This window comes from Ignavibacteriales bacterium (assembly GCA_020635255.1).
Taxonomy (GTDB): Bacteria; Bacteroidota; Ignavibacteria; order Tepidaquicellales; family Tepidaquicellaceae; genus JAEYVS01.
The window spans coordinates 1,574,207-1,587,998 of record JACKAC010000001.1; the positions used below are offsets into that span (position 1 = coordinate 1,574,207).

The following is a 13,792-nucleotide window of genomic DNA, read 5'->3' on the forward strand; positions in this document are numbered from 1 at the left end:
AATGAAAAAAATCTTTATAATAGCAGGAGAAGCGTCGGGTGACTCTCACTCGGCTGAGCTGGTTAGAAAGCTAAAGGAACTGGATCCCGGTACCAGGTTTTACGGCATCGGCGGTAATAACCTGAAAAAGCAGGGAGTCGAGCTCATATACTCATACGAGGATGTGAATTTCATCGGCTTCACTGCAGTACTAAAAAACCTCTCTTCTATAAAAGCGAAGCTGTCTGAGGCGGTAGAAAAAGTCAAAGAACTGGAGCCGGACGCGGTCATCCTCACCGATTTCCCCGGCTTTAATATCAGGTTCGCAGAAAAGATAAGGAAATTCTACAAAGGAAAGATTATCTATTACATTTCACCGCAGGTATGGGCGTGGCATAAAGACCGTGTAAAGAAGCTCAAAAAACTGTGCGATGCTATGCTTGTGATTTTCCCGTTCGAGGTGGATTTTTATAAGCAGGAGGGAATGGAGGCGAAATATGTGGGTCATCCGCTTATAGAAAAAACAAACCGGTTCATTTCGGAACATTCAAAACGGGAGAAAGCAAATAAGATAATTACATTGCTCCCCGGAAGCCGTCCGGAGGAAATTAAACGCATATTGCCAGGACTGCTCGAAGTCTCGAAGAAATTACAGGATGAAACCTGCGCTGAAATAAAGATTATATCTCCTCCATATTTAAATGCCGGATTTTACAAAGACCTGGTAAAAGGATACAATGTGGAGATCGTAAAGGATGACGAAGACAAAAATACATATTACGAGACAATTTACAATTCTGACCTTGTGTTCACAAAAGCCGGTACGACAACAATGGAATGCACGCTCCTCGGTACTCCGTTTTGTGTCGCGTACCGTGCAGGCAGAATAAATTACCTTATCGGTAAAAACATGATTCGTGTGAATTTTGTCGCGATGCCTAATATACTCCTCGATAAAGCTATCGTAAAAGAGTTCATACAGAATGAAATGACCATTGACAATCTGTATTCTGAAGGGAAAAAAATTCTTACGGATGAGAAATACAGAGAAGAGATGAAGAGTAACTTCGCAAGGATAAGAGAGCTCCTCGGAGATAGATCCGCGTCTGCTACTGCCGCTGAAATTATTAATGCAATGCTTTGAAAGGGAGTTTCTCAAATAGCCTGGCGCAATGGCTGATACCCTTGCTGTTACCTGTTTATTTGCTCACGGTACGTACTAAAATATTCGGTAACGTCCCGGAAAAAAACGCTATATTTATATTCTGGCACAATAAAATGCTCATCGGGTGGCGGTTATTCAAAGGGAAAAGATATACTGCTCTCGTATCACAAAGCAAGGATGGTGAAATACTCTCTCGAATGCTGAAAAAATGGAAATATAACGTTGTGCGTGGCTCCAGCTCAAAAGGCGGAAAGGAAGCGCTGGATGAGATCGCGTCGGATAAATTAAATAGCTCCGTAGTCATCACTCCCGACGGTCCGCGTGGACCCGCCGGCATTATTAAAAACGGCGCTTTGATCCTGTCAAATAAAACAGGATTCCCAATTATCCCGGTCAGCATATCGTACTCACGAAGCAAAGTCCTGTCAAAAAGCTGGGATAAGTTCGAGATACCGCTCCCCTTTTCGACTTGCACTGTAAAATTCGGGGATGAATTTTACTACTCGGAATACCTTCCCGACCCGGAGCTCGATCAATTCAAAACCCGGCTGGCTAAACAAATGTAATAACGATGCGCATATTACTTTTACCTTTATCATATCTTTACCTGCTTATCACCTACATCAGGAATAAGCTCTACGATAGAGTCATCCTCAAAAGCACATCGTTCAATACATCTGTCATCTCCGTTGGCAATATCACCACCGGAGGCACCGGCAAAACCCCGCTTGTCATTTACATTGCTAAATACTTCCTCACTAAAAACATGAAAGTCGCCATCGTCTCACGAGGCTATGGAAGGAATTCCACATTCCGCATGCTCGTCTGCGACGGGAAGTCCATCTTACACCCCGTCGACATGACCGGCGACGAATTGTATATGATATCGGAAGAACTTCTCACGACCGGAGGCACATTCTGGGTAATAGCGGACAATGACCGCGTCCAGGGCTGTGAATACACAATAAAGGAATTAAATCCCGACGTGATCATCCTCGACGATGCATTCCAAAAGAGGAATCTCACCAGAGACCTCGACATCGTGATGATTGACCGGAGCAAATTCAATACTTTCTTTAATAAGATCCTTCTTCCCGCCGGCGATCTTCGGGAAAGCAAAAATGCATTACACAGAGCATCGATCATTATTCAAAATAATAAAGACACCGCCGCCGAAGTAATTCCTGAACTCAACCGGTACAACAAACCCATAATGCGTATCTCTTATAAAGTGCTCGGTATCTACGATAAGAACGACATCAAAGCTGAGACTTTACCAAAAAAAGTCGCCGTCATCGCCGGATTGGCGAACCCGGATTCGTTTTACAAACTGATCCAGAACCTCGGCTTTGATATAGCTGATAAATTCGACTTCCCCGATCACTATAGCTACATTTTCAAAGACATCCGCCACATAAAGGAAATGTGTGAAGGCGGCATTCCCATCATCACCACGCACAAGGACTACGTTAAGCTCAAGGAATTCGACACTTTTATTAAGGAATTTCCCGTTTATTATCTAAAAATTGGATTAAATTTTGAAGATAATATTAATATTTTAGAGAATATGTTAAATGACGCCGTAAGCAAATGAAAGTAGGAATTTCAAAATGCAGATCTAAGTTTGATAAGTACCTCGACTGGCTGGAATTTTTCGGCATTGAGTATGAGGTGCTGGATTACGAAAATGGCAAAGGAGAACTCGACAAGATCCACAATTGCAGTGCGCTGATTTTAAGCGGAGGTACGGATATTTACCCGGAGATATATTGCGATTGGGATACTACCGAAACCAAAGGTACTTACGAACCCGAACGCGACGGTTTTGAGATGAACCTTATCGAAGCCGCCATCGTTAAAAAGATGCCGATACTCGCTATCTGCCGAGGTTCGCAACTTATAAATGTGTACTTTCGCGGTAATCTCATATTCGACATAGAGGAGATCCGAGGTTTTAGTTACAGAAAAATGATAAAGGACGGCGTTTACCCGGAGATAGACATAAATATTTTCAGAAACTCACTAGCCTATGAGATATTCGAAAGTGAAACCATTAGGGTCGTTGTTTCAAATAACCAGGCAGTGGAGAGGGTCGGTGAAGGGTTGATGATAAATTCTAAATCACAAGAAGGCATCATAATGGGAACGGAGTATGCTAATAAAGAAGGAAAGGGATTCCTGCTTGGTATCCAGTGGCATCCGGAGAGATACACCGATTATTCGGCTGAACCGTCCGTCAAACTCGCAAACAGATTAAAAAAAGAAATTGAGATATACACTTCATAGCATAAAGGCATTACTGATATTTGCGCTCGGTCTTTCTCTTTACTCGTGTACTACCGGTACGTCTATCGATAAAAATATCACGATTCCTGAAATAAAAAAGAAAGTAAATACAAACTCTAAGCGGATAACTTCGGTCGATGCAGAGGGAAATATATTTTTTGAAACCCCCGACGAATCTAACTCCGCTTACATGACTCTTAGTATTAATAAACCGGACAGCCTTTACGCGAAATTTCAGGGTCCCTTCGGCATCACCGCCGGGAATGTGCTGGTCACACGGCAAAATTTTGTTTACTTCAATGCGCTCGAGAATATTGTCATAAAAGGTCCGTCCTCCCCTCTTAACCTGGGAGCGGTGCTCCGTATCAAAGTTAATTTCGATGACCTGATAAGAGGATTATCATCCAGTATGATCTTTGCCGGCGAAACAGCCGAAAACTCACAGCTGAATATCAATGAATCCGATTATCTGGTAACGGTATATGAGGACGGGATCGAGAAGAAATACTGGGTGGATGCTTCTGGATTTTACATTACAAAATATGCCGAGTACGAAAGCTCCAAAACTCCCTCGCTTGAGATAAAATACTCTAACTTCATTGAGGATAATGGCAAACACTTCCCTATGAAAATGGAGATAAATAGACCTGACGCTTCCCAATATGTTTCTATTGACCTGAGGGAATTTGAACTTAATAAGAACAGGCTTACGTTTAAGCTAGTAATACCAAAGAACGCCAAAATAATCGAATGGGATTAAGCTGTTCTAAAATATTGCTCACATTTTTGCTCGTTTGCACTTTGATGCCGTCGAATATATTTGCCGATTATGATCTGAGAAAGGATAAGAAGAAGCAGATCCTGAACTATAAGAATGACGTCGAAAAACTACAGAAAGAGATCAGGGAAAATGAGATACTCGCCGATCAATACAGAACTGAGATTGACGATCTTGCTTCACAGCTAAAACTCCTTACCAAGTTCATTGGCGATGTGGAATCCAACGGGCTTGAGGACAAAGATTCCTTATTGATGAGCGAAATAGAGATCAATAAGATAAAGGAAAAACTCGACCCCCTAAGAGAGAATTTTAAGAAAAAGGTTATATGGCTCTATAAGTACGGCAGGGATTATGAAAGCGAAGTGCTCTTTTCATCGAGATCGCTTGATGACCTGTACGGTCGCATGGTTTACCTCAATAAGATATCGGGTATAAGAAAGAAGGAGTTTGAAAAGATAAAGGAGAACCGGTTCCTTATTGAGGAAAAAAAGAAAATGCTCTCTCTCCAGGCTCGCCAGCGACTTGGCTTCATTGCTTCGAAAAAGGAGGACCAGCGCACACTCTACGAAAAGAAGATCCTTACCGAAAATCTGATCTCAAAACTGCAAGACATCAATACTAACTATACTAGGCAGATCGAAAGACTTAATGAAAAGATTTCTAAAATAGAATCGAGGCTTAATAACCTTAACACGGAGTTTATTTATAAGATAAGCAGGCAGGCAGATTATTCGGGTGTCCAGTTCGAGCAATTGAAAGGCAGACTCATATTACCCGTGCAGAGTGTAGATATTATTGAGGATTTCGGAACACAGATGAATCAAAACACGCTCGCCGTTTCTTACAATAACGGGATCGACGTCTCCATTGCGAAAGGCTCGGAGGTTGTTTCCGTTGCCGATGGAGTCGTCGAATCGGTTTCCTACATCCCTTCTATCGGTGACGTTATTATCATTAATCACGGGAACGAATACCGTACGGTGTATGGACTAATTGATAATATTGCTGTTAGCGTCGGTGATGAAGTTACCGCAGGCAAAGTGATTGCTTTCACCTCCGATAATTTAGACGGGCAGTCATTCCATTTTGAACTATGGAAGGATAAAGAACCGCAGAATCCGAAATTCTGGTTCAGCAGAAACTAATACCGATGATAGCTTCCGGAAAAAAATTTAATGTTTCGGTCATAATTCCTCTTTACAATAGAAAGAAACTCGTAAAAAGAGCTATAAAGTCCGTACTGGATCAATCCTATAGAAATTTTGAAATTATCGTTGTAGATGACGGAAGTACCGATGACCCGTATAAAGTCATCGCACCGATAATGAGATCTAACCCCAATATCCGGTATGTAAAGCACTCAAACAGAGGACCGGCTTTGAGTATTAATGCGGGGATTAAATTATCTGAGGGTGATTATATTACGTTCCTTGATTCCGATGATGAATACAAAAAAGACCATCTGAAAAAAAGGATACAGTACTTTAAAAAGCATCCAAAGACTGACCTGACATACTCTACAGCCGATGTGATTGGGAAAGAGAGCGATATGTATGTGCCCGATGCAAGAAATAAAAAGAAACTGATTCACCTCGATGATTGTATTATCGGCGGAACGTTTTTTGGGAAAAGAAAAGTTTTTGATGAACTCGGAGGATTCAAAAATATTTACGCGTACGATTACGATTTTTACAATAGGGCTAAAAAGAAGTTCAAAATTGTGAAACTGGAAATACCGACTTACATATACTACAGGAATACACCCGATAGTATACTAACAACGCTAAAGAGTAAATAATGACCGAAGAAGAAAAATACATGAGCATGTGCATAGACTTAGCCCGCAAAGGCGCCGGCTACGTCTCCCCCAATCCCCTTGTTGGCTGTGTGATAGTCAAAGACGGAAAAGTGATCGGGAAAGGTTATCACCAAAAATACGGTGAAGCGCATGCCGAGGTAAATGCTATAGCCGACGCGGAGAAAAACGGATACGATGTAAAAGGAACTGACCTGTACACTAATCTAGAACCATGTTCGCATCTCGAAAAGACTCCTCCGTGCGCTGACCTTATTATAAAAAAAGGACTGGCGAGAGTTTTTGTGGGAATGGAAGACCCGTATCCCAAAGTGAATGGTAAAGGTATCAAACGGATGCGCGATGCCGGGATCGAGGTAAAGGTTGGAATTCTTGAAAAAGAGTGCCGTGAGCTTAATAAATTCTTCCTCAAATATCTTCTTCGCTCCAGACCTTATGTAACTCTAAAGATCGCGCAAAGCATTGACGGTAAGATCGCTTTGAAGAACTACGACTCCAAATATATTACGAATGAGGAATCCCGGAAGTATGTTCATCAGCTGAGAAGCGAATACGATGCGGTACTTATCGGGAGAAATACCGCTTTAAAGGATGATCCCAAACTTACCGTGCGGGATGTTGAAGGCAGAAATCCATTGAGGTTCGTGCTCGATGCCGCCGCTTCCCTTCCTAAAAAGCTTCGCATGTTTAATAGTGAGCACAAAACCGATACATTTATCCTCGGTTCAAAAATGGAAAACGATCATGAATACAATATCGTTTCCTGCAAAGAGGAAAACGGACTTATCAATCTAGGTGATGCTCTTAATAAGATGTGGGATAAAAAGATTACAAGCGTGCTTGTCGAGGGAGGCGCTAACGTGTTTTCACAATTCCTGGAAAATGGCTTGTTCGACGATATTTACTTTTTCATTGCTCCTAAAATAATCGGCGACGGCATTTCACCGTTTGAAGCGCATTCCATCAGCTCATTAAGCAAAGCGTATGACCTCAGGTTTGACTTTCTAAAACACCTCGGCGATGATATCTTAATACATTACACGAAATAATGTTTACAGGAATAATACAAACAACCGGCAAAGTAACCGCAAAAGAAAATGAAGGCGACGGCATAAAATTTTCTATTGCCCCTGCGCAAACGAACTTACTTGACACCCTTAATATTGGCGATAGTATTGCTATTAACGGCGCCTGCATGACTGTGGTAAACAAGGACGGTGATTCATTTTCCTTTACGACAATTAGTGAATCCCTTTCCAAAACTAATCTCGGAGATCTTGAACCCGGCAGTACAGTTAATCTGGAGCCCGCCATGACCATGAACTCCAAACTGGACGGGCATATAGTACAGGGACATGTGGATACCACAGGGATTGTGAAGGATATCAAAGATTTGGAAAATAGTCATGAATTTTTTATCGAATTCCCTGCTAGCTTCCGAAAGAATATTATTTACGTCGGCTCTATCGCGGTAAATGGTGTAAGCCTTACAATTGCGGGAATAGTCTCGGAAGATGATAACAGCGTTGTAATAAAAATTGCTATTATCCCTCATACGTTTGAAGTAACTACTTTCGGGATCTTAAAACCCGGTGATAGAGTGAATATCGAATTTGATATGATAGGAAAATACGTACAAAGAATAATGGAGAGTAAGTAATGAGATTATTAATTGTTATCCTGATGTTCTGTCTCCCGGCTATTACTTTCGCCCAGGGTAAGATTATCTCTACCGATACGACAGTTCAAATTGATTCTTTCTATACTCAATTTCATTCCTCAGGACCACATATAATGTCTCAAGAATCAATTTTTATTCCTTTTAAATCATACATCAATTATGAGATCTTTAATGATAATTTTTCGGCAGTGCTTCTAAATGGTATTTTAGATAAAGGGAAATATGTTCTGGACTATTCAAATATAACTGACACAATGAAATCTGGAATTTACCATTTAAGAATGTCTTTAGACAAAATGAGCGAAGCTTATATAGTTGATAATTATTATTATAAGGTATCTAAAATCATTCTTATTAAATAAATTCTTCAGCTTTTTTCACTATATCCTTCTTCTCTATCCTCATCATACACTCAAAAGTACCTATCGGGCATTTATTTCCGCCGTGGATACTACATGGTCGGCACGCTAACCCGTTCGTCTCTACTATCACGTCATTCTCCCCGTAAGGGAAAAAGCCGAAATCCGGCACCGTAGCCCCGAATATTGCTATTACGTCCGTTCCCATTGCGTTAGCTATGTGCATCGGAGCCGAGTCATTCGTTATCAATAAACTCGCCCTTCGGATCAGCTCAGCCGACTCGAGCAGGGACAGCTTCCCCGCCGTATTTACCACCTTCTCGTTCACAGCTAGATAGTTACCCAGCTCCTCATCATCCTTCCCCCCCACGATGAAAATATTTATATTTTTCGCCGTGAGCATCTCCACTACCCACCTGTAGCGCTCCTTCGGGTACCGCTTCGTGTACCAAATCGAGCCCGGCGCCACACACACAAATCTCCCACTCACCCCTGCCTCATCCAGTATGGCGCCTATCCGCTCCCTCGCGCCCTCCCCCGGGAACAGCTCCGGCCTCACTATCCTGTGTTCGTTTATCCCCACCACCTCCGCCAGCAAGCCGAGATTCCTCTGTATCTCGTGCTGCTCCTGCTTGTACTCCACCGTCCACTTATACACCCACCTCATGTCGGATTTATCGAACGCGATCGAATTTTTGCAGCCTGATAGAAATGTGATAAGCGAACTACGAAACGATCTATGCGGTGAAATAATTACGTCGTATTTTTTTTTCTTTATCTCGCGGGCGATGCGGAGGAGTCCTTTCAGGCCGGATCTTCGTTTGTCGTAGATGAGTACATCGTTCAGGTAGGGGTTATTGCTCAATATAGGGGCGGTGGAGGGAATGCAGAGAAAATCGACCAATGCATCGGGCATTTCCCTTTTTATCACCTGAGCCACGGGGAGAGTCAAAATCACGTCACCAATGAAAGCCGTCTGTATTATAAGTATCTTCATCAGTCTTGTTTTACGTGCTTAAATCTTCTATGGAACCAGAACCACTGATCGGGGTGTTCCCGCACTATTTCTTCGAGCTTACTCTGCATACGCTGTGTAAGCGCTGTGACATTTTCCGTGGTGTCGTCACGGATGTCATCATAATTAATCGGCTCTAAATGGATGCGGTAGCGAAGTTTCTCGTCCCGGATCATATATCCCATTATTACGGGTGAGCCCTGCTTCAAAGCCATCTTAGCGGAGCCGGCAAATGTCGCCACCTTCTTTCCAAAGAAATCCACGTAAACGGAGTAATCCGGGTGCGCCGACTGGTCAATTAAAAAGCAAAGTATCTTATTCGTTTTCAATATCTGGTACGCCTCCCTGAGTGACGCTCCTATCTGTATGATCTTATTACCGGATTTTCTTCTATACTTGTTTATTTTTTTGTCGAGTAGCTTGCTCGCCTGTATCTTCGCAATGATATTGAGCGCCCTCCTGCGCAAGAGCGGGTATGCGAAGGCGGACAGCTCCCAGTTAGAAACGTGACCACTAAGCAATATAACACCCTTCCCTTTCATTATAGCCTCATCCATATGCTCATTTCCGACAACAGTTATTTCCTTGTTGGCTTTTACCTTGTTAATTTTCGGGAAATATAAAAACTCGAACAGGACAATGAAAACATTCTTATATGCTTTTTTAAGAATGTCCTTTTTCCATTCGACCGGTTTTTCGGGGAAACAAATTTCAAGATTGGAGAGGACTACGTCTTTGCGGATAGGAATTAGATAAAAAAAAACATGCCCCAAAAATTGCCACATGCTCTTACCCAGCTCAGCGGAAAGAGCCTGACAAAAAACCCAAGTGTCACAAAAAGGATTACGCTTAATAAGTCTGCCAAACGGGTAAAATTATATTCTTACTTCTTCAAGGACAGGTTCACCGAACAGAGTCGCAGAATTTACTTTATTTATCTTAACCTTTACCATATCACCTATCTCAAAGGATTTTTTCGACATTAATTCGCCCTCTTCATTCACAAAACTCATTTCTTTGGGAATAATAACCGGCTTATTACAATCCGTTCTTCCCATGAACTGTTCATCGGATTTCTTACTGAGAGATTCAACCAGCACATCCATTTCCTTTCCAATAAGCTCTTTATGGATTTCAAAAGATATCTTTCTCTGCAGGCTTATAATCTCATCCAGGCGCCTTTTCTTAGTCTCCGCGTCGATATCATCGGGCATTCTGTATGCCTTTGTATTCTCCCTCCTGGAATAAACAAATGTGAACGCGCTGTCATACCTGACTTCATTAATGACGACGAGAGTCATCTTATGTTCATCTTCCGTTTCGGAAGGAAAGCTCGATATTATATCCGTAGATAGTCCAACACCGGGCATCATTTCACGTGCTTTTTTCATTACGCTCATATAATGATCCACGGAGTACAGCCTGTTCATTTCCTGAAGCACCCTATCCGACCCGGATTGAATTGGAAGGTGAATATATTTGCAGATGTTATCATACTTCGCCATAGTTTCGAGAAGTTTTACTGAACAGTCGTATGGATGTGAGGTCGTATATCGTATCCTCATATCGGGAAGTTCCCTTGCTGTCAGCTCAAGGAGGTCCGCGAAATCCACTTCATCATATTTATACGAATTCACATTCTGACCCAGAAGCCAAACATCTTTTACGCCTTCATCACGAAGCCTAACTGCTTCATTCAAAATGTTCTTATAATTCCTGCTCCGCTCCCTGCCCCTGGTGAAAGGCACAACACAGAACGTGCAGAACTTATCGCATCCTCTCATTATCGATAGCCATGCCGTAATACCCTGCTTACGCACGGGAAGAATATCGTCATAGGTCTCAACCCTAGACAATTGTACTGCAATACCCTTTTCTCCATTGAATACAACATTATCTATGAGTTCGGGTACTCTCCTGTATTCATCGGGACCAACGATAATATCAACAATCTTTAATTCATCGATGAGTTTTTTCCTCAAGCGCTCAGCCATACATCCGAGAATACCAACGACGAGGTTAGGGTTGCGTTTTTTATACTTCTGCAACTGCCCAAGACGCGTGTAAACTTTCGTTTCGGCGTTTTCCCTGATACTGCATGTATTAAGAAGGATAACATCGGAATTATCTATATCACCCGATTCATTATAGCCAAAGTCGCTCAGGATGCTGAGGACGATCTCCGAATCGGAGAAATTCATCTGGCACCCATAAGTTTCTACATAAACTTTCTTGTCGTTAGAAGCCCGGTTGAAGTTTGGTTTAACCGGTTCAGGCTGGTTATTTATTATCAGATGATCTAGCTTCACCGGGATCTATTCTACTCCGTAAATTTTGAGATCTCTTACAAGTAAATGGTAATACTGCCCGGTACAAACCGATGCAAACAATCTTAATTGGAAATGCACGTCGCTCATATACTGCGGTGCAGGAAGACTGATGGATTTATTACCATTAATCTCAGTCAGTCCCTCAAGATTGAAAAGATTCATCACTCCGCTTGCAAAATAATACATCACAAGATTAGACCTATCACCGTCAGTGTCCGCGTAGAACTCGATCTTTATCGTACTGTATTGTGACATATCGATCGTATCGAGAAAATGATTTCTTATGAGATATGTTGAACAAGTACCATTAAGACTATCGAGGAGTCCGGGCTTTTCATAAAGCAAGTCACCCCCGGTAGAAGTCCCGGTATTCGTACCCGTTACGGTATCACTTTCACTGCAACCCGCAAAATAAATCCCTGCTAAAACTATCCCCCATATCATCAAGATATGTTTAAACATTTTTCTTTTCCTTAATTAAATGTGATCTCACTATGTCAGCGATACCTTTTGCATCGATCTTAAGGTCCTCGTGAAGCTCCTCCGGTGTCCCGTGATCAATGAACCTGTCAGGTATGCCGTGAATTAGAATGTCGTTCTTGTAATTATGCTGTGACGCAAATTCCGAAACCGCGCTACCGAATCCGCCAAGTATTGTATTGTCTTCGACCGTCAGGATCTTATCGAACCTGTTGAAAACATCCATCAGCATTTCGATATCCAGCGGTTTTACAAATCTCATATTGATAACTTCAGCTTCGATACCCTCTTCAGCCAGAATGTCCGCGGCTTTTTGAGAATTATTCACCATATTACCTATCGCAAGTATCGCAACGTCGCGTCCTTCCCTGACCTTTTCGGACTTACCTATCGGTAATTGTTCGTACTCACCGATCTCTACCCCCAAAGCATTTCCCCTGGGATACCTGATCGCAACCGGACCACGTTTGTATAACGTGGCGGTGTATAGCATCTTCCTTAACTCGTCTTCATCTTTAGGAGCCATGATAACCATTCCGGGTATTAACCTCAGGTAGCTGAGATCGAAAGTCCCGTGGTGTGTAGGACCGTCAGCTCCAACCAGCCCCGCCCTGTCGAGAACAAATACAACAGGAAGTTTTTGAATGGCAACATCATGAACTATCTGGTCGAATGCACGCTGAAGGAATGTAGAGTATATAGCGCAAACGGGTGTATATCCTTCCGTCGCAAGTCCCGCAGCAAAAGTAACGGCATGCTGTTCCGCAATTCCAACGTCATAATACCTGTCCGGTATCTCTTTCTGCAAGGCGTTGAGCCCTGTGCCACTCGGCATTGCCGCCGTTATTCCGATTATCTTATCGTCCTTTTTCGCAAGTTCGACAAGCGCATCACCAAAAACTTTCGTATAACTTGTCCCTGATGACTTTTTCAGAACTTTACCGGTTTCTTTGTCGAATGGAGTTAATGCGTGAATTCTTTCCGGATGATCGTCAGCATATGAAGGTCCTTTACCTTTTTCTGTAACAACGTGCAGAAGTATCGGACCGGACATCCTGCTTATCTCATCCATGACCTTAACAAGATTGACAACATTGTGACCGTTGATAGGACCAAAATATCTGAATCCCATTGCTTCAAAAAGCATACCCGGTGTTAATACACCCTTGATACCGCCCTCGATCTTCGATGCTACTTTTCTTAGCCTGTCGCTGTTCTTTGTATCGAGATTACCGGCGAGGTCCCAGACGAAAGTTCTGAACTTGTTATATGCCTCATTTGTAAGGAACTCGTTAAAGTAATTCTGAACAGACCAGTTATTCGGTGCGATGGACATCTTATTATCATTCAGTATAACCGTAATATCTTTCTTTAAAAGTCCGATGTTATTCATTGCTTCATACGGCATTCCGCCTGTCATCGAACCGTCACCGATGACCGCAACAACCTTATAATTCCTCTTCTGATAATCCCTTGCAGCGGCGATACCCAGCGCGGCTGAAATTGACGTGGACGCGTGTCCCGCGCCGAACACATCATACTCGCTTTCGGTTCTTTTGAGGAAACCGCTGATGCCGCCTTTCTGGCGAATAGTCTGGAGAGCTTCTTTTCTTCCTGTGAGTATCTTATGAATATATCCCTGGTGACCAACGTCCCATACAATTTTGTCATCGGGTGTATTGTAAACGTAGTGAAGCGCCAGTGTGAGCTCTACAACGCCAAGAGATGCTCCGAGGTGTCCGCCAATCTTTGAGATAGTATCTATAAGGTATTCCCTGACCTCATCTGAGAGTTCTCTCAGATCCATCAGGTTTAGTTTTTTCAGATCTTTTGGATAGTTAATGTCTTTGAGAAACTTAGTGCAGCTAATGTCATAATGGTTTGCTGTCATCGCTTGTGT

General features: G+C 42.5%; 14 protein-coding genes. 9 read left to right on the forward strand and 5 right to left on the reverse strand.

Annotated elements, in window-relative coordinates; genetic code table 11:
* The first annotated feature begins 1 nt into the window (after window position 1).
* The 9 genes from lpxB to H6614_07140 are packed head-to-tail and all read left to right on the forward strand — an operon-like array spanning window position 2 to window position 7,687.
* Window positions 2–1,123, forward strand: a complete 1,122-nt coding sequence (lpxB, locus tag H6614_07100) for a lipid-A-disaccharide synthase (GenBank protein MCB9243423.1) — start codon at window positions 2–4, stop codon at window positions 1,121–1,123.
* Window positions 1,120–1,710 (forward strand): lysophospholipid acyltransferase family protein, encoded by a 591-nt coding sequence (locus H6614_07105; protein MCB9243424.1) that lies wholly within the window; start codon window positions 1,120–1,122, stop codon window positions 1,708–1,710. The genes lpxB and H6614_07105 overlap by 4 nt, the downstream gene beginning before the upstream one ends.
* Before the next feature lie 5 nt (window positions 1,711–1,715).
* Entirely contained in the window at window positions 1,716–2,738 is a 1,023-nt protein-coding gene (lpxK, locus tag H6614_07110) for a tetraacyldisaccharide 4'-kinase (protein MCB9243425.1), read from the forward strand.
* On the forward strand, window positions 2,735–3,430 hold the full coding sequence (locus tag H6614_07115; protein MCB9243426.1) for a gamma-glutamyl-gamma-aminobutyrate hydrolase family protein: 696 nt from the start codon (window positions 2,735–2,737) through the stop codon (window positions 3,428–3,430). Before lpxK ends, H6614_07115 begins: the two co-directional genes overlap by 4 nt.
* On the forward strand, window positions 3,411–4,190 hold the full coding sequence (locus H6614_07120; protein MCB9243427.1) for a DUF4292 domain-containing protein: 780 nt from the start codon (window positions 3,411–3,413) through the stop codon (window positions 4,188–4,190). The genes H6614_07115 and H6614_07120 overlap by 20 nt, the downstream gene beginning before the upstream one ends.
* A complete protein-coding gene (locus H6614_07125; GenBank protein MCB9243428.1) occupies window positions 4,181–5,356 on the forward strand; it encodes a peptidoglycan DD-metalloendopeptidase family protein in 1,176 nt (391 codons plus the stop codon). Before H6614_07120 ends, H6614_07125 begins: the two co-directional genes overlap by 10 nt.
* A 5-nt stretch (window positions 5,357–5,361) precedes the next feature.
* Window positions 5,362–6,009, forward strand: a complete 648-nt coding sequence (locus H6614_07130; GenBank protein MCB9243429.1) for a glycosyltransferase family 2 protein — start codon at window positions 5,362–5,364, stop codon at window positions 6,007–6,009.
* The gene (gene ribD, locus H6614_07135) at window positions 6,009–7,076 is read left to right on the forward strand and encodes a bifunctional diaminohydroxyphosphoribosylaminopyrimidine deaminase/5-amino-6-(5-phosphoribosylamino)uracil reductase RibD (GenBank protein ID MCB9243430.1); all 1,068 of its coding nucleotides are present in this window, start codon (window positions 6,009–6,011) and stop codon (window positions 7,074–7,076) included. Before H6614_07130 ends, ribD begins: the two co-directional genes overlap by 1 nt.
* A complete protein-coding gene (locus tag H6614_07140; protein MCB9243431.1) occupies window positions 7,076–7,687 on the forward strand; it encodes a riboflavin synthase in 612 nt (203 codons plus the stop codon). The genes ribD and H6614_07140 overlap by 1 nt, the downstream gene beginning before the upstream one ends.
* Before the next feature lie 375 nt (window positions 7,688–8,062).
* On the opposite strand, the gene H6614_07145 is transcribed toward H6614_07140, so the two are convergent.
* The 5 genes from H6614_07145 to H6614_07165 form a co-directional block, all read right to left on the reverse strand.
* Window positions 8,063–9,064, reverse strand: a complete 1,002-nt coding sequence (locus H6614_07145) for a glycosyltransferase family 9 protein (GenBank protein MCB9243432.1) — start codon at window positions 9,062–9,064, stop codon at window positions 8,063–8,065.
* Window positions 9,064–9,867 carry a lysophospholipid acyltransferase family protein gene (locus tag H6614_07150; protein MCB9243433.1) on the reverse strand — a complete coding sequence of 268 codons (804 nt, stop codon included), beginning with the start codon at window positions 9,865–9,867 and terminating at the stop codon, window positions 9,064–9,066. The genes H6614_07145 and H6614_07150 overlap by 1 nt, the downstream gene beginning before the upstream one ends.
* 90 nt (window positions 9,868–9,957) lie before the next feature.
* Window positions 9,958–11,283, reverse strand: coding sequence for a tRNA (N6-isopentenyl adenosine(37)-C2)-methylthiotransferase MiaB (miaB, locus tag H6614_07155; GenBank protein MCB9243434.1), 1,326 nt, complete (start codon window positions 11,281–11,283; stop codon window positions 9,958–9,960).
* A 114-nt stretch (window positions 11,284–11,397) separates the two neighbouring features.
* Window positions 11,398–11,874, reverse strand: coding sequence for a hypothetical protein (locus H6614_07160; GenBank protein MCB9243435.1), 477 nt, complete (start codon window positions 11,872–11,874; stop codon window positions 11,398–11,400).
* The gene (locus tag H6614_07165; GenBank protein ID MCB9243436.1) at window positions 11,867–13,783 is read right to left on the reverse strand and encodes a 1-deoxy-D-xylulose-5-phosphate synthase; all 1,917 of its coding nucleotides are present in this window, start codon (window positions 13,781–13,783) and stop codon (window positions 11,867–11,869) included. Before H6614_07165 ends, H6614_07160 begins: the two co-directional genes overlap by 8 nt.
* Between the last annotated feature and the right edge of the window lie 9 nt (window positions 13,784–13,792).

Bases quoted from the DNA above. Each gene is read 5' to 3' on its own strand.
- lpxB (MCB9243423.1), top strand. From the start codon at position 2: ATGAAAAAAATCTTTATAATAGCAGGAGAAGCGTCGGGTGACTCTCAC.
- lpxK (MCB9243425.1), top strand. From the start codon at position 1,716: ATGCGCATATTACTTTTACCTTTATCATATCTTTACCTGCTTATCACC.
- H6614_07115 (MCB9243426.1), top strand. From the start codon at position 2,735: ATGAAAGTAGGAATTTCAAAATGCAGATCTAAGTTTGATAAGTACCTC.
- H6614_07125 (MCB9243428.1), top strand. From the start codon at position 4,181: ATGGGATTAAGCTGTTCTAAAATATTGCTCACATTTTTGCTCGTTTGC.
- H6614_07130 (MCB9243429.1), top strand. From the start codon at position 5,362: ATGATAGCTTCCGGAAAAAAATTTAATGTTTCGGTCATAATTCCTCTT.
- ribD (MCB9243430.1), top strand. From the start codon at position 6,009: ATGACCGAAGAAGAAAAATACATGAGCATGTGCATAGACTTAGCCCGC.
- H6614_07140 (MCB9243431.1), top strand. From the start codon at position 7,076: ATGTTTACAGGAATAATACAAACAACCGGCAAAGTAACCGCAAAAGAA.
- H6614_07145 (MCB9243432.1), bottom strand. From the start codon at position 9,064: ATGAAGATACTTATAATACAGACGGCTTTCATTGGTGACGTGATTTTG.
- H6614_07150 (MCB9243433.1), bottom strand. From the start codon at position 9,867: ATGTGGCAATTTTTGGGGCATGTTTTTTTTTATCTAATTCCTATCCGC.
- miaB (MCB9243434.1), bottom strand. From the start codon at position 11,283: ATGAATTTCTCCGATTCGGAGATCGTCCTCAGCATCCTGAGCGACTTT.
- H6614_07160 (MCB9243435.1), bottom strand. From the start codon at position 11,874: ATGTTTAAACATATCTTGATGATATGGGGGATAGTTTTAGCAGGGATT.
- H6614_07165 (MCB9243436.1), bottom strand. From the start codon at position 13,783: ATGACAGCAAACCATTATGACATTAGCTGCACTAAGTTTCTCAAAGAC.